12 protein-coding genes are annotated in these 14950 nt (G+C 65.7%); 6 read left to right on the top strand and 6 right to left on the bottom strand.

Annotated features, from left to right (window positions below; genetic code table 11):
• Positions 1–2 precede the first annotated feature (2 nt).
• Genes HKW67_RS02390 through HKW67_RS02380 form a run of 3 tightly spaced genes read left to right on the top strand, consistent with a single transcriptional unit; the run spans position 3 to position 3506 of the window.
• Positions 3–1640 (top strand): adenylate/guanylate cyclase domain-containing protein, encoded by a 1638-nt coding sequence (locus HKW67_RS02390; protein ID WP_171223879.1) that lies wholly within the window; start codon positions 3–5, stop codon positions 1638–1640.
• A complete protein-coding gene (locus tag HKW67_RS02385; protein ID WP_171223878.1) occupies positions 1637–2416 on the top strand; it encodes a lipopolysaccharide kinase InaA family protein in 780 nt (259 codons plus the stop codon). Before HKW67_RS02390 ends, HKW67_RS02385 begins: the two co-directional genes overlap by 4 nt.
• Before the next feature lies 1 nt (position 2417).
• Positions 2418–3506, top strand: coding sequence for a glycosyltransferase family 9 protein (locus HKW67_RS02380; protein ID WP_171223877.1), 1089 nt, complete (start codon positions 2418–2420; stop codon positions 3504–3506).
• On the opposite strand, the gene HKW67_RS02375 is transcribed toward HKW67_RS02380, so the two are convergent.
• Positions 3461–4105: a Maf family protein gene (locus HKW67_RS02375; protein ID WP_171223876.1), complete on the bottom strand. Its 645-nt coding sequence runs from the start codon at positions 4103–4105 to the stop codon at positions 3461–3463. The genes HKW67_RS02380 and HKW67_RS02375 overlap by 46 nt on opposite strands.
• Positions 4106–4152: 47 nt before the next feature.
• Here HKW67_RS02375 and HKW67_RS02370 point away from each other — a divergent pair, with 47 nt between their 5' ends.
• On the top strand, positions 4153–5343 hold the full coding sequence (locus tag HKW67_RS02370; protein WP_171223875.1) for a trans-sulfuration enzyme family protein: 1191 nt from the start codon (positions 4153–4155) through the stop codon (positions 5341–5343).
• 216 nt (positions 5344–5559) lie between these two features.
• Here the strand turns inward: HKW67_RS02370 and dtd are convergent, their stop codons facing one another.
• The gene (gene dtd / locus HKW67_RS02365) at positions 5560–6039 is read right to left on the bottom strand and encodes a D-aminoacyl-tRNA deacylase (RefSeq protein WP_171223874.1); all 480 of its coding nucleotides are present in this window, start codon (positions 6037–6039) and stop codon (positions 5560–5562) included.
• Between the two features lie 59 nt (positions 6040–6098).
• On the opposite strand from dtd, the gene HKW67_RS02360 reads away from it, so the two are divergent.
• On the top strand, positions 6099–7685 hold the full coding sequence (locus tag HKW67_RS02360; protein WP_171223873.1) for a hypothetical protein: 1587 nt from the start codon (positions 6099–6101) through the stop codon (positions 7683–7685).
• A gap of 195 nt (positions 7686–7880) precedes the next feature.
• Here HKW67_RS02360 and HKW67_RS02355 read toward each other — a convergent pair whose 3' ends face one another.
• Genes HKW67_RS02355 through glmM form a run of 3 tightly spaced genes read right to left on the bottom strand, consistent with a single transcriptional unit; the run spans position 7881 to position 12746 of the window.
• Positions 7881–9497: a peptide chain release factor 3 gene (locus tag HKW67_RS02355; RefSeq protein ID WP_171223872.1), complete on the bottom strand. Its 1617-nt coding sequence runs from the start codon at positions 9495–9497 to the stop codon at positions 7881–7883.
• A 38-nt stretch (positions 9498–9535) separates the two neighbouring features.
• Positions 9536–11362 carry a glutamine--fructose-6-phosphate transaminase (isomerizing) gene (gene glmS / locus HKW67_RS02350; protein ID WP_171223871.1) on the bottom strand — a complete coding sequence of 609 codons (1827 nt, stop codon included), beginning with the start codon at positions 11360–11362 and terminating at the stop codon, positions 9536–9538.
• Positions 11363–11375: 13 nt separating this feature from the next.
• On the bottom strand, positions 11376–12746 hold the full coding sequence (gene glmM, locus HKW67_RS02345; protein ID WP_171223870.1) for a phosphoglucosamine mutase: 1371 nt from the start codon (positions 12744–12746) through the stop codon (positions 11376–11378).
• A 187-nt stretch (positions 12747–12933) separates the two neighbouring features.
• Between glmM and HKW67_RS02340 the strand changes: the two genes are divergently transcribed.
• Positions 12934–13758, top strand: a complete 825-nt coding sequence (locus tag HKW67_RS02340) for an AMP-binding protein (protein WP_171223869.1) — start codon at positions 12934–12936, stop codon at positions 13756–13758.
• Here HKW67_RS02340 and HKW67_RS02335 read toward each other — a convergent pair.
• The gene (locus HKW67_RS02335) at positions 13755–14837 is read right to left on the bottom strand and encodes an HD domain-containing phosphohydrolase (RefSeq protein WP_171223868.1); all 1083 of its coding nucleotides are present in this window, start codon (positions 14835–14837) and stop codon (positions 13755–13757) included. The two genes, HKW67_RS02340 and HKW67_RS02335, sit on opposite strands and share 4 nt — an antisense overlap.
• Positions 14838–14950 lie beyond the last annotated feature (113 nt).

Below are 14950 nucleotides of genomic sequence, written 5' to 3'. Positions count from 1 at the left end.
CGATGTCACTCGTGCTCGTCTCGGCTTCGGGCGACCGGCGCTTCCCGCTCACCGGACGCACCGGCTTTGTCGCGGGTCGCGAGCTGTCGTGCACGCTGCCCATTCTCGATCCGGCGGTGTCGCGACGTCACGCTGAACTTCGGGTATCGGAATCGGGCACGCTCGAGGTGGAGGACCTGAAGTCCCGCAATGGCACGTGGGTCAACGGCGCTCGTGTACAGCGCGCGACCGTGATGCCGGGTGACACGGTGGCGTTCGGTACCGTTGCGTTCACGCTGCTGCACGAAGACCCGCTGGGCGCACGACCGCCCGCACTGTCACTATCGGCGTCGCCATCGCCATCGCCATCGGCGTCGCGGTCGCCGTCGGCCTCGCCGGTGCCGGCGTTCGACGGCAGCTCAACCGTGCTGTTCGAGCGCCGGGTGCCGTCTCGCGAGCAGTCGCTGGCCGACGTGGCCCACGTCACCGCCGGCCACGGACAGGCCGCGGCGCGTCTCGCGCAACTCGTCGGGATCGCACAGCACCTCGGGGGCTCGACCGACCTCGACGCGCTACTCGAGGCGCTGGCCGGCGATCTGTTTCGCAGCTTCGACGCCGACCGCGTGGCCATTCTCCTACGCGACAGCGACGGCGCGCTGCAGACGCGGGTGTCACGCGATCGTCGAGGCAACATTCCGCGGCCGGTGCCGCGAGCGATCGCCAACGGTGTGGCCGAACGGCAGGTCGCGCTGCTCACCAACGATGCCGGCTCGGACGCGCGCACGGCCGGCGCATCGGTCCTACAGCAGTCCGTGCAGTCGGCCATGGCCGCTCCGCTGATCGGTGAGCAGCAGACTACGCTCGGCGTGTTGTACGTGGATCATCTGCGGGAAACCGATGTCTTCACCGATGAAGATCTCGCGTTCCTCGTCGCGTTCGCCGGCATCGCCTCGGCCGCTGTCGAGCGCGAAGCGTCGACGGCACGGCTGCAGCAGGCCGCTCGCGTGCGCGCGAACTTCGAGCGCTACTTCGCACCGCAGATCGCGCTTCGCATCGCCGACAGCACCGGCCGCGTGGTCCCCGGTGGAACACGACAGCACGTGGTCGTGCTGTTCAGCGACATCCGTGGATTCACATCGATCGCGGAGTCGCTGCCGCCAACCCAGATGGCCGCCCAGCTAAACGAGTACTTCGGCGCGATGGTCGACTGCGTGTTCCGGCACGAGGGCGCGCTCGACAAGTTCATCGGCGATGCCATCATGGCGTATTGGGGCGTGCCGGAGGCTGGCGAGCACGATGCCGGCCGCGCCGTCGCCGCAGCGCTCGACATGCAACTGGCCCTCGACTCGCTGAACGCGCGGTGGGCGGCCGAGGGCCGACCGCTGCTCAGCGTTGGCGTCGGCATTCACTCTGGCGACGCGTTCGTCGGCAACATCGGATCACCGCGGCGCCTCGAGTTCACTCTCATCGGTGATACGGTGAATGTGGCCAACCGACTCTGCAGTCTGGCCGCTGGCGGGGAGATTCTGGTCAGTGATGCGGTGCGCAACGCGCTCACCGACCCGTCCTGCTGCGCGTCCCGCAGCGAACTCGCCGTGGCGCGACAGCACGGTGCACCGCCGGATGTCTGGCAGGTGTTGTCCACCTGGTCGGCGTCATGAGTCAGGCGCCACGCACCCGAGCGGTCGGCAGCGCCGATGTAACGGGTACGCCCGCCGTGGTCGAGGATCTGGTGGCCATCGTACGCGAACACGACACGCTGTACGATTGGGCGGCCGAACAGCCGCAGCCGCGCGCCATGCGCGGTCGTGCGCCGGTGTACGTGGCCACGCTTCCCGCGTGCGGCATTCCCGTGGTTGTGCGTCACGGCTGGCACGGTGGCCTGCTCGCGCCGCTTACCGCCGACCGCTTTCGGCGCCCGACTCGCGCCCCGGTGGAGATGGAGCGGTCGGCTGCGTTACTTGCTGCCGGCATTCCGACCACCGAGGTGCTCGGCTTTGCGCGCTATCCCGCGTCGTTCGGGCTCTGTCATGTGGACGTCGTGACGCGCTTGGTCGCCGACGCCGCCGATCTCGGCATGGTGCTCGCCGGACTCGCCCCCTTCGTGGACTGCGAGACGGCGTTGGCGTCCACGCAGCGGCTGCTCGTGCAGTTGGCCAGCCATGGTGTGATACATCCGGATCTCAACGTCAAGAACATTCTGCTGCGCCCCACCGCCGATGGCACCGAGGCGCTGATCATCGACGTGGATGTCGTCCGCTGGGACCCAGCGCGTTCGCCGGACGAAACCATGCGCGCCAACGTCGCCCGTCTCACGCGGTCGGTGCGCAAGTGGCGTACGCATTTCGGCTGCGACGTGACCGACGCGCGCATCGTGGCCTTCACCGATAGCGTGACCGCTGAATTGACGTCCGCTTCCCTCCCCGATGAACGCTAGCGTGACCGCTGCCTCCACGACCCCGCCCCTGCCGCCCTTCACACTCGATCGCGTGTGCATCGTGATGATGAGTGCGGTCGGGGACGCCGTGCACGTGATGCCGATCATTCACGCGATCAAGGCGCATTCTCCCGCGTCGCGCATCACGTGGGTGCTGCAGCCGGGACCGGCCACGCTGGTACGCGGACACGCGATGGTCGACGACATCGTGCTCTTCGATCGCTCGAAGGGGTGGAAGGCGTTCCTCGACACCCGTCGCGAACTCGCATCCCGTCGCTTCGACGTCGTGCTGGCCCTGCAGGTGTACTTCAAGGCGGGCCTCATCACGAGTTTCGCGAACGCACCGGTGAAACTGGGCTTCGATCGCGAACGCGCACGCGACGCCAACTGGTTGTTCACGACCCATCGCATACCGCCGCACGCCGGCCAGCATGTGCAGGATCAGTACTTCGAGTTCATCGATGCACTCGGCGTACCGCACGGCGCGCCGCAGTGGACGTTGGGCCCGTGGAACGACGAAGAGCGGGCGTGGCAGCGCGACTTCCATGCGCAGTTCGATCGGCCGATCGCGCCCATTGTCGTGGCCACCAGTAAAGAAGCCAAAGACTGGATGCCCGAGCGCTGGGCCGCCGTGTGTCACCTGCTGTGGAACGAATTCGGGCTGCAGCCGGTGCTCGTGGGCGGGCGCTCCCCTCGCGAGGTGGCGGCCGAATCGATCATCCTGCGCGACGCGCCGATGGCGCACTCAGCCCTCGGCAGCGGCCTGCGTCGGCTCGCGGCGATTCTCGACGGAGCGGCGGTCGCGCTCTCCCCGGACACCGGCCCGTTGCATCTGGCCGTGGCGTTGCGCACACCCGTGATCTCGCTGCTCGGGTACACCAACCCCAAGCGGGTCGGACCGTACGATTTCTCGCGCGATCTGATGATCGATGCCTACGGCGATCCTGGTGAGGCGTATCCCCTCGATATGACGTACCGCCTCGACCGGATGCAGCGCATAACGGTGGACGACGTACGGGCCATGCTCACGCGGTGGCAGGAACGCTATCGCGCCCCGCTGTCAGCGACCGTGAGTGGGCCGAAAGCGTAGCTGAACCCCAGATCTCGCAGCAGTCCGACCATACGGCCCAGCGGGAGTCCCATAACGGCGAAGTAGTCGCCGTCGATGCGCTCGACGTTGGTGGCACCGAAGCCTTGAATGCCGTATGCACCGGCCTTGTCCATCGGCTCACCAGTGTCCACGTACGCGGCGATCTGCTCGGCGTCGAGGGGCCGGAAGGTCACCGACACCGACTCGACCCCGGACAGCGTCACGCCGCCGTGGGCGACCGCCACGGCCGTGAACACCGTGTGGGTACGGCCGCTCAGCCGGGTGATCATAGCGATCGCCTCCGCCCGGTCGCCGGGTTTACCCAGGATGTCGCCGTCGATCACGACGATCGTATCGGAACCGATGACCACGGCATCCGGATGCTGTACGGCCAAGGTATGCGCCTTATCCCGTGCCAGACGTTCGCAATGCGGCACCGGCGCTTCGTCGGGATGCACCGATTCGTCCACGTCGGCGGGGCGCACCTCATGGGCGATGCCGATCAGTGCGAGCAGCTCACGACGGCGCGGAGACTGGGACGCGAGAATCACCCGAGGACGGGTTCCCGGAGCGGATGAGAGCGGAGCGGAGGAAGCCATGCGACTAAGTTTAGGCGACCGCAATTCTCCTCGCATCCCACACGCGCATGTCCGACGAACAGGCCCATTTCGAGACGCTCGCCATCCGCACGCAGACGCCGATCTCGGCCGAACGCGAGCACTCCGTCCCGTTGTATCTGACGTCGAGCTTCCGATTCGACGACGCCGAGCATGCGCGGGCGCTGTTCACGGAAGAGATCGCGGGCAACATCTACAGCCGGTATGCGAATCCGAACACCGACGAGTTCGTGCGCAAACTCTGTCTGCTCGAGGGCGGCGACGATGGCATCGCCACCTCCTCAGGCATGTCGGCGGTGTTTACCGCCATCGCGTCGCGCGTGTCGTCGGGTGATCACGTGCTGGCGTCGCGTGCACTCTTCGGCTCGACCCACCAAATCTTTACGCGCATTCTGCCGAAGTGGGGCGTGGCGTCCGACTATGCCGACGCGTCGGATCCGTCGTCGTGGGAGCGCCTGGTTCGTCCAAGCACGAGGCTGATCTTCATCGAGACGCCGTCGAACCCGGGGCTCGAATTGCTGGATCTGCGCTGGCTTGGCGAATTCGCGGCAGCGCGAGGAATTCCGCTGGTGGTCGACAACTGTTTTGCCACGCCCTATCTGCAGCGTCCGCTCGCGCTCGGCGCCAACGTCGTGATTCATTCGGCCACGAAATACATCGACGGACAGGGGCGTGCGCTCGGCGGCGCGATCGTCGGCGATGCCTCGTACATCGCCGACTGTCGCTTCTTCGCGCGGCATACCGGCCCGGCGATGAGCGCGTTCAACGCGTGGCTGCTGTCGAAGTCGCTGGAGACCTTGGCGGTACGCATGGACCGCCACTGTTCGAATGCGCTCGCGCTGGCGCAGCATTTCGAGGGACATCCCGCGTTGTCGGCGGTACGGTATCCGTTTCTCCCGTCGCACCCGCAGCACGATCTGGCCCGCGCCCAGATGTCGCAGGGCGGCGGCATCGTTGTGCTGGAGGTCAAGGGCGGCCTCGACGCGGGACGGCAGTTCCTCGACGCGGTGCAGATGGTGTCGCACTCCGCGAACCTGGGCGATACACGCACGATCGTGACGCATCCGGCGTCGACGACACACTCAAAACTGACGCCGGCAGAGCGCGCAGCCGTCGGCATTACCGATGGACTGATTCGGGTGAGCGTCGGTCTCGAACATGCTGCCGACATTATCGCGGATCTGGAACAGGCGCTGACGCGGGTCGACGCGCAGCGGTAGCCGCTCGCCCAAAGATCTCGCGGTCAAGCGTGCCGTGGCATGGCACGGCATGGCATGGCAAATGCCACATGTTCGGGTGGCATGCCGTAGCCGTGATGGTCGTCACGCGGCTGCATTGGGAAGCTGCGGGTCCGCGGGGCGAGCGGCGGCTGTCAAGCAAACGTGACACCTACGGCGACCGAAATCGTGGCCAAGCTTACAGCGAATCGAGTCCGCTCAGGCAGACGCGCTTACCGCCTCGCGTTCAAGCCAGATCGTGACCGGCCCATCATTTACCAGCTCGACGTCCATCGTGGCGCCGAACTCCCCTGTATGAACAACTATTTCGTGCTGGCGCAAAAGCATCACGAATTGGTTATATAGTGTGATAGCGGTTTCCGGTCGGGCGGCGTCGACGAAGCTTGGACGCTTTCCCTTTCTGACATCGGCGTACAGCGTGAACTGCGATACGACCAAGAGCTCACCTGCGCTCTCGGCGAGATCGTGATTAAGTTTCCCGTTGGTGTCTGCAAAGAGGCGAAGGCCAACGATCTTGTCGGCCATCCACCGGAGTTCCGCGTCGGTGTCAGTGTGCGTGAACCCCACCAACAGCAGATAACCAGACTGGATGCGCCCGGAGACTCTCGATCCCGCCTCGAGATCATTCGGCCGGATACGAACTTCGGCCTTGCTCACACGCTGAAGAAGAATTCGCATAGCGCGAAAGTCTGGCATTGCACTCCGATTCTCGGAAGTGCAACAGGAAAATGTCAATCATGACGACCGTGCAACCACGACTTGCGCTACACTTTGATCTGACGCCGCGCTCTGCCGCGACAGACGCCGACTCTGCCTTTCTGGCCGCGTGTGTTGCGTGGCTCGGACTTGATCAGGGCCAGCAGTTAAGCTGGGAAACGCCCTCCAATCACACGCTCGATGGCGGACGAATCCTCCGGTGGGCACCGTACCGCGAAGGCGGCACGGCATTGGCCGACATCGTGGTGCACGCGCCCGATCCACTCGACCGCTCACTGCAATGGTCCACCCACGTCACGTACGTGGTGACCACGAATACGAGCGGGTCGGTTCACCGTCAGGTGAACATCCGCGTCGGAACCGAAGGAGGCCTCAGCAATGGCGCGCCGCCGCCGGTCCGCCCGCCGCGATTGCTCTCCGAGCTCGACACGCAGTTCACGCTCGTGTCGAACGACGGCCCGCTCCAGCGGATTCCGACGCAGCTCGAAGCAGGCACGCTCGACGCCTTCGTGCGCTTCGTTCTCTGCGATCCGGCCCGCACGATGCCGGTGCTGCTGCTCACGGAATTGCCCGATGGCGGCTACGTGCTGCCACCCGAGCAGTTCGCCGCCGAGATGTTCGGATTGGGCCTCTGTTTCATGCTGCGGCACTCCGATACGTTCGCACTCTCTGACGCCGTGGGCGGTCACGCGCGCAGTGTGTTTCTCGGATCGGCCCGTGCGTACCTGCCTGGCTTCACGCTCGAATCCGATCCATTCCAGCACCCGCTCGTTCTGGCGCGTGCGCTGGCTCTTCCTGGCGAACGTCGCCGGTTGGTCCAGCGCCTGGCCGAAGTGTCGGTGCAGCGACCGTTCTCCGACCCGGCCATCGTGGACACGCTCCGCGATCAGCGGGCGTCATCGTACGGCAAGCGCCCCGACGCCACGGAGGCCCTCGCGGCCGCCGAGTCGGGCGTCGAAATGGACAAGGGCCAGCTGATCTCGCTGGTTCGCCAGTACGAGGACGCCGTGCGTGCCGCCGAGGGTGAGCTGTCCCGCACCCGCGAACGCCTCGTAGAGGCACGCGAGCAGCTCGAAGCCGAGCGTGCCTCGGCCCGTGCCCTCCGGACCACGCTGGCCGCCCACAAGGAGCGCCAGCCGATCTCGAAGCCGGCCAGCGATGCTCCGCAGTCCGTGCTCGAAGCGGTCGAGCGCGCGCAGGCGCTGTACTCGGATGCGCTCCGCCTGCTCCCGTCGGCCTTCTCTTCCTCGCGCGAGTCGTCGTTCCCCGACCCCGACACGGCTTGGTCGTATCTGAAGGCGCTCGGTGAAGTCGGCCGTCGTCGTCAGGATCGTGCCCTCGGTCGCCCGCTCGGCGAAGTCTTCACCGACCTCGGCGTGGATTTTTCACCGGGACCGTCCGACGGAAGTCGGAAGACGCCGTACATCTTCCGCGACGGCGAGCGCGAGATCGAATGCGCCGACCAGCTGCGCAAGGGCGCGAACCCGCTCACCTGCCTGCGGATCTACTTCACGTCGTCGGAAGACGGCGGGTTCGTGATCGGCCACGTTGGCCGTCAGATCGAAGTGGTTGCCCCGCCGGCGCCGGTGGCGGCTCCGCCGGAGTAGGCGCCACGGTGGCTTCTGGTGTGATTTCAGAGCGGAAGCTGTTTGGACATGAACGTGTGAACGACAAACGGAAGTGCCGCTTCGATGATATCCGAAGCGGCACTTCCGTTTGCTGTTCACACGTGCGCCACTGCGCTTACTTCCGGTGTGATATCACACCGCGTGCGACCGCGGCCACATCGCGCCCAACCGTGGTCAGGGGGCCGTTTCGTGGAACACGACGCTCGTTTCGTGCTGCAGCGCGCGGCGAAGCGCCCAAGCATCCGAGAAGAGCACGACCACATGGCCCTTGTGGTCGAACAGCTTGAGCCGCCCCTGCCCCGTGGCCACCCGCTCCACATCGGCCTTCGGGCCCGTGATCCACCGCGGCCAGCGGTACGTCATTTTTTCGAACTTGCAGGGGGCCGCGTACTCGTGCTCGAGGCGGAAGGCCATGACGTCGAACTGCAGCTGCCCCACGGCGCCCACGATGGGCTGTGAGCCGGCCGACGTCTCGGCGAAGAACACCTGTGCGGCACCCTCCTCCGTGAGCTGACGCAGCCCGCTGTCGAACTGCTTGCGCTTGAGCGGATCGGCCGGAATGGCGCGGGCGAAGTGCTCGGGTGGGAAGCGCGGGATGCCCTGGAACTCCAGCTTGCCGTCGCCACCGAGCGTGTCACCGATTCGCAGGTTGCCTCGGTCCATGATGCCGATCACGTCGCCGGGCCACGCCTCGTCGATGCTGACGCGATCGCGCGCCATGAACTGCTGCGGCGCGGCCAAGCGAATCGGCTTTCCACTGCGCTGATGCAGCACCTGCATGTTCGCTTCGAAGTGGCCGGACACGATGCGCACGAATGCCACGCGATCGCGGTGCTTCGGATCCATGTTCGCCTGGATCTTGAACACGAAGCCAGTGAAATCGGTGCTCTCCGGTTCCACGTTGCCGGTATTCGTTTCGCGCGGTCCGGGCGCCGGGGCCAGCTCGAGAAACTCGCGCAGAAACGGCTCGATGCCGAAGTTCGTCAGCGCCGAGCCGAAGAACACCGGCGTGAGCGAGCCGTCGATGACGCGGTCGTGATCGTAGGTGTGGCCAGCGGCATCGAGCAGATCGATGTCGGTCATGAGGCGATCGAATGCACTCTCGCCCATCGTCTCGATCAGTGCGACGTCGTCGATGCTCACGATCGTGTCATCGGCACGGGTGGCACCGCGGTCGCCACTGCGCTCGAACAGGTGCACCTCGCGCTTGAGGCGATCATAGACGCCCACGAAGATGTCATTGTCGAACACCGGCCACGTGGCGGCGAAGCAGTCGATGCCGAGATCGGCCTCGACGTCCTGAATGAGCTTGAGCGGATCTTCGCCGTGGCGGTCGCACTTGTTCACGAGCGTGAAGATCGGCGTGCGACGCCGCTTGCACACCTCGAACAGCTGCCGCGTGCGCTCTTCCACACCGCGGCGGTTGTCGAGCAGCATGATGGCGCAGTCGGCGGCGACCAGCGTGCGATAGGTGTCTTCCGAGAAGTCTTCGTGACCCGGCGTATCCAGCAGATTGAGCTGATACCCCAGGTACTCGAACTGCAGCACGGAGCTGGTCACCGAGATACCACGCTCCTGCTCCAGCTTCATCCAGTCGGACGTGGCGTGCCGCGTGGCACGCCGCGCCTTGACTGAGCCGGCCAGGTGGATGGCGCCGCCGTACAGCAGCAGCTTTTCGGTGAGCGTGGTCTTGCCGGCGTCGGGATGCGAAATGATCGCAAACGTCCGGCGACGGGAGATTTCGTGTGCGAGGCGCTCAGCGGCAACTTCGGGGGAGACAGCGTCAGTCATCCCGAAAGCTAAGCGCCCGTGGGGGGTATCCGAAACGGTTACTCGACCGTCACCGACTTGGCGAGGTTACGCGGCTGGTCGACGTTGCAGCCACGCTTGACGGCGATGTAGTAGGCCAGCAGCTGCAGCGGGACGCTGGCCAGGATCGGTGTGAGCAGGTCGACCGTTTCAGGGATGCGGAACTCGTAATCGAGCTTGCCGGCCAGCGACGGCTCTTCGCGCGTGGTGATCGCGATGATCTTGCCCTTGCGCGCCTTCACCTCCTGGATGTTCGACGTGATCTTGTCGAACACCGCATCATGCGGCGCGATGCAGACCACCGGCATCATCTCGTCGATGAGCGCGATGGGGCCGTGCTTCATCTCGGCCGCCGGGTAGCCTTCGGCGTGGATGTAGGAAATTTCCTTGAGCTTGAGCGCGCCTTCGAGCGCCGCCGGGAAATTGTAGCCGCGGCCGAGGTACAGGAAATTGGACGCGCGCTTGAATTCTTCGGCGAGTTCTTCGATTTCCGGAGCGCGATCCAGAATGGATTGGATCTGCGCCGGGAGGTCGGCCAAGGCCTGTGCGATCTCGCGACCACGTGCCACACTCAGATTCTTGAGGCGCGCGAGCTTGAGCGTGAACAGGGCCAACGCCACGACCTGGCTGGTGAACGCCTTGGTCGACGCCACACCGATTTCCGGGCCGGCGTGCAGATAGATACCGCCGTCATCTTCGCGCGCGATCGTGGAACCGACCACGTTCACGAGTCCGAGGGTGCGGGCACCGCGACGCTTCGCTTCGCGCATGGCGGCGAGCGTGTCCGCCGTTTCGCCCGACTGCGAGATGACGATGCACAGCGTGGTCGGCGTCACGATCGGATTGCGATAGCGGAACTCCGACGCGTACTCCACTTCCACGGGGATGCGGCACAGCTCTTCGATCATCATCTCGCCGATGAGCGCGGAGTGCCAACTCGTGCCGCACGCGGTGATGATGATGTTGTCGACCTTGAGCAGGTCTTCCTTCGAAATGTTCAGACCACCGAGCTTCGAGAAGCCTTCCTCGAGAATGAGGCGACCACGCATGGTGTTCTCCACTGTGGTTGGCTGCTCGAAGATCTCCTTGAGCATGAAGTGCGGATAGCCACCACGCTCGATCTGCTGCAGATCCCACTCGATACGCGTGACGGGCTTGTCGCGAATCGCCGAATCGAGGTCCATCACCTTGTAGCCGTCGCGCGTCACGACGGCGATGTCGCCGTCGTCGAGGTAGACAACGTTGCGCGTGTGTGCCAGAATCGCCGAGGCGTCGGATGCAATGAAGTATTCGTTTTCGCCGACACCGATCAACAGCGGGCTGCCCTTTCGCGCGGCCACGATCTTGTCTTTCTCGTCACTCGTGATGGCGGCGAGACCGTAGGTGCCATCGCACTGGCGCAGCGCTTCGATCACGGCCGCTTCGAGGTTGCCGGCATAGGCCGCCTCGATGAGGTGGGCGAGCACTTCGGTATCGGTGTCCGACTTGAACACGAATCCGCGAGCTTCCAGCCCGGCTTTGAGCGCCGTGGCGTTCTCGATGATGCCATTGTGCACCACCGCGATCTTGCCGTTCTGGCTCGCGTGCGGGTGCGCATTGACTTCCGTTGGCGGACCATGCGTGGCCCAACGCGTGTGGGCGATACCCATCGTGCCCTGCGGCGGATCGATGGCGATCGCCGCCTCGAGACGCGAGATCTTGCCCGCGGCTCGGCGCGTTTCGACACCCTTGCCGTTCATGATGGCGACGCCCGCCGAGTCGTACCCACGATACTCGAGGCGCTTCAGCCCTTCGAGCAGCATGGGGGTCGCGATCCGATCACCAACGTAGCCGACGATTCCGCACATGGTCGTTCGAGGTCTAGAGTGATCCGAGAGCCGACAGCGGCTCCCGGGCCTGCATGATCAACGTGCGCGCATCCTGCTCGGTGGGTCCTTCCGCAATCACGCGTACGATTGGTTCGGTCCCCGACGGGCGCAGGTGCACCCAGCGGTCGGGCCAATCCAGCCGGAGTCCATCTTGAGTATCGGCCACGGCGTCCGGAAATGCGGCGCGCAGCGCCACATAGACGGCGTCGAGCGGTGCCTCCGGACGATCCAGCTTGTCCTTCACGATCACGTACTTCGGCCGCTCGGCGATCACCTCCGACAACGGACGAGCTTCCTCCAACATCAATTGCAACAACAGCGCCGCGCCGACCGGCGCATCCCGTCCCAAATGCATTTCCGGAAGGATGACGCCGCCATTGCCCTCGCCGCCGATCGTCGCGCCCAGGTCACGCATGGTCATCGCTACGTTCACCTCGCCCACTTTGGCGAAATGGAAGGGCACGCCCGCGTCGCGGGCCACGTCGGCCACGACCTTGCTCGTGGAGAGGTTGGTCACCACCGGGCCCGGTCGGTGCCGGAGCACGGTGCGGGCCGCCAAGGCCAGCGTGTAGTCCTCGCCCGGTGCGATGCCGTTGTCGAGCACGAGCGCGAGGCGATCCACGTCGGGGTCCGTCGCGAACCCGATATCAGCTTCGGTGGCCTTCACGAGCGCGGCCAACTCACCGAGGTTCTCCGCAACCGGCTCCGGCGGACGATGAAACTGGCCGTCGGCTTCCATGTTGATCGCGTACACCTCGCAGCCGAGCTCGGTAAGGAGCTGTGGCATGATGACGCCCCCCGCGCCGCGGCAGCAATCGAGCGCGACACGGAAGCGACGGGCCCGGATACCGGCCACATCGAGGTACGGCAGCGCCAGCACCTGATCGATGTGACGCTGGACGGCCTCCGTGTCGTGTACGATCTCGCCGAGCGCGTCCCAGGTCGCTCGCGGAATGCCGCTCTCCATCAGGGCGCGCATTTCGGCGCCTTCGTCAGCCGATAGGAAGAGCCCTGAGGAACCAATGAACTTGAGGGCGTTCCACTCGATCGGGTTGTGGCTCGCCGTGATGCCAAGGCCGCCGGCCGCGTGGTGGTGTTCGACAGCCAACTGAATGGTGGGAGTGGGCGCCATGCCGATGTCGATCACGGTGCAGCCAACCGACTCCAGTGCACCATGCACGATGCGCGTGAACATCGGTCCGGAGACCCGACTGTCACGCCCCACGACGATCGTGCGTGAACCGTGCCGCGAGGCCCACGCGCCGAAGGCGGCGGCGAATGTCGCCACGACTTCAGGAGTCAGCCCATATCCGACACGTCCGCGCACACCGGACACACTCACCATCAGCCCTTCGAAAGCCATCTTACTCCTCGGTAAATCGGCGTGTTTTCGGGTAATCCCGCAAGCTAGACGCAGATCCTCTTCCGGCCAACACGGTCATGAATGTGGATTCATCCGTTCGTCACGGGATCCCGCCGATAGACGATTCAGGACGGTCGCCCGTTACGGCCGTGGCACTCGCCCCCACAGTGCACTACTCTCTGCTGACATGTCCGATCCACTTGCCCTCCTCCCGCTCGCCATCGCGGCCGGCGGCGGCCGTCTCGGCCCGTTTGACGCGTCGCAACTGGTGGCCGCCGGACTCACGCTCCTGCAGCGATCGGCCCCGCTGGTGCGCGCGCTTGCCGGCAAGCGATCGGCGATCCTTCTCACGGACGGCCCCGAATTGCTGGTGGCCCTCGCAGCGTCCGACGGACGGGGCGCTCTGCTGCTCCGGATAGACGCGACGCCGGAGGAGATTGCGTGGCAGCTCGCCGACGCCGAGGTGGGCGCGGTGTTCACCCGCCGGACGCTCGTGAGCCGGCTGCCCGAGGGCCTGCCCGTGGTGCTGCTCGACGATGCGCCGCGTCAGGCGCAGGTGGTCGTGCCGGGTCGCACGAATGACGTCGATCTGGGATCGCACCACGGACTCGAGCTCGAAGGGGATACGGCCGCGGAGGGCCGCCACGAGGAGTGTGTCGTGGTCTATGGCGCTTCGGGACGGCGCGAAGTGCACACCCATCGCGACCTGATTTCCGCCGGACGCGCGGCGGTCAGGGAGTTGCTGCTCACGCCCGTTGATCACGTGTTGTCGCTGTTACCGTGCAGCGATCCGGACGCACTGGCGGTGTGCGTGGCGGCCCCCCTGATGGCCGGCGCCCGTGTGTCATTCCTCTCGCCGCGCAGCGCCGACGACGTACTGACCGCCCTCGAACCGGGCGATGTCTCCATGCTAGCCGGTCGATGGCACACCGCGACCGGCCCTCGCGTCGCGGCGTATGGCGCCACGAGCGCCATACACCAGCTCCGCGACGGACAGCTGGTGCTCGCTTAAGCGACGATTTGCATGCGGGTTTGACGCTGCACGCTGCGATCGGGACGCGGAATCGCACCGGTGGCCAGTGCCCGCTCGAAGGCGGCCACGCACGTCGGATCGAATTGCGACCCGGCACAGCGCCGGAGTTCGATCACCGCGTCCTCGACGTGCATGCCATCGCGATACGGTCGGCCGCTCGTCATGGCGTCGAACGAGTCGGCGACGGCCGTGATGCGCGCCTCGAGTGGGATCTCGTGACCACGCAGGGTGTCGGGCGTACCGTGTCCGTCGAATCGTTCATGGTGCGAGCGCACCACGGCCAGCGCGTGCGGCATGTCGCCCAGCAAAGGTGCCAGCAGTCGCCATCCGATCACCGGGTGCTCCATCACGTGTGCGTACTCGGCATCGGTGAGCGGACCAGCCTTGTTCAGCACGGATTCACGCACGCCGATCTTGCCGATATCATGCAAGCGGCTGCCGAGTTCGAGCTCGTTTAGCAGGGCCGGCGCGACATGCAGCTCACGGGCGATCGCCATCGCGTACCGGCTCACGCGCGTGGAGTGTCCCCATGTGTACGAGTCCTTCACTTCGAGCGCTTCCGCCAGCGACTGCAGGGCGGCGAGAAACAGTTCCTCGTACTTGCGTGCTTGCAGCGCGACCCGCGCCTCGAGCTCAGAGCGATACGACTGATTTTCGATGAGCAACCGTCGCTTTTCGAGCGCCTGCACGACACGAGCGCGTAGCTCTTCGATCGCGAAGGGTTTGGTGAGGTAGTCGAGCGCGCCGGCGTCGAGGCACCGTACGGCCAGGTCGACATCGGACACGGCCGTGATCATCACCACCGCGGTCTCGGGCCAACGTGCGCGGATCTGCGTCAGCAGCTGCGCGCCGTCCATCCCCGGCATGTGGTAATCGGAAAGCACCAACGGCGACGGGGTCGCCGCTTGGATCTCGAGCGCCTCCGCGCCACAGCTTGCTTCGAGGCATTCGAAACCTTCGGCCTGCATGAGACGACGGACCACGGCGCGCATCGACGTTTCGTCGTCCACGATCAGACAGCGGCGCGCGGCGCCGGCGAGTGCACTGGCAAAGCGCATCAGGCCGCCGGCTTCGGATCGCGCGGCAGTGTGGGCCAGACAACGGCCTGCGGCTGCCGTGCGACGGGACGAGGGCGCGCGTCGCGACGCAATCCGAATGGCACGACTCGCCG

Origin of the sequence: Gemmatimonas groenlandica (genome assembly GCF_013004105.1) — a bacterium.
In the GTDB taxonomy this organism is placed as follows: Bacteria; Gemmatimonadota; Gemmatimonadetes; order Gemmatimonadales; family Gemmatimonadaceae; genus Gemmatimonas; species Gemmatimonas groenlandica.
This window is presented reverse-complemented; position numbering and strand designations above follow the sequence as displayed.

Coding starts and splice junctions, on each gene's coding strand:
- HKW67_RS02360 (WP_171223873.1), top strand. CDS start 6,099: ATGACGACCGTGCAACCACGACTTGCGCTACACTTTGATCTGACGCCG.
- glmM (WP_171223870.1), bottom strand. CDS start 12,746: ATGGCTTTCGAAGGGCTGATGGTGAGTGTGTCCGGTGTGCGCGGACGT.
- glmS (WP_171223871.1), bottom strand. CDS start 11,362: ATGTGCGGAATCGTCGGCTACGTTGGTGATCGGATCGCGACCCCCATG.
- HKW67_RS02390 (WP_171223879.1), top strand. CDS start 3: ATGTCACTCGTGCTCGTCTCGGCTTCGGGCGACCGGCGCTTCCCGCTC.
- HKW67_RS02375 (WP_171223876.1), bottom strand. CDS start 4,105: ATGGCTTCCTCCGCTCCGCTCTCATCCGCTCCGGGAACCCGTCCTCGG.
- HKW67_RS02370 (WP_171223875.1), top strand. CDS start 4,153: ATGTCCGACGAACAGGCCCATTTCGAGACGCTCGCCATCCGCACGCAG.
- HKW67_RS02385 (WP_171223878.1), top strand. CDS start 1,637: ATGAGTCAGGCGCCACGCACCCGAGCGGTCGGCAGCGCCGATGTAACG.
- HKW67_RS02335 (WP_171223868.1), bottom strand. CDS start 14,837: ATGCGCTTTGCCAGTGCACTCGCCGGCGCCGCGCGCCGCTGTCTGATC.
- HKW67_RS02340 (WP_171223869.1), top strand. CDS start 12,934: ATGTCCGATCCACTTGCCCTCCTCCCGCTCGCCATCGCGGCCGGCGGC.
- HKW67_RS02355 (WP_171223872.1), bottom strand. CDS start 9,497: ATGACTGACGCTGTCTCCCCCGAAGTTGCCGCTGAGCGCCTCGCACAC.
- dtd (WP_171223874.1), bottom strand. CDS start 6,039: ATGCGAATTCTTCTTCAGCGTGTGAGCAAGGCCGAAGTTCGTATCCGG.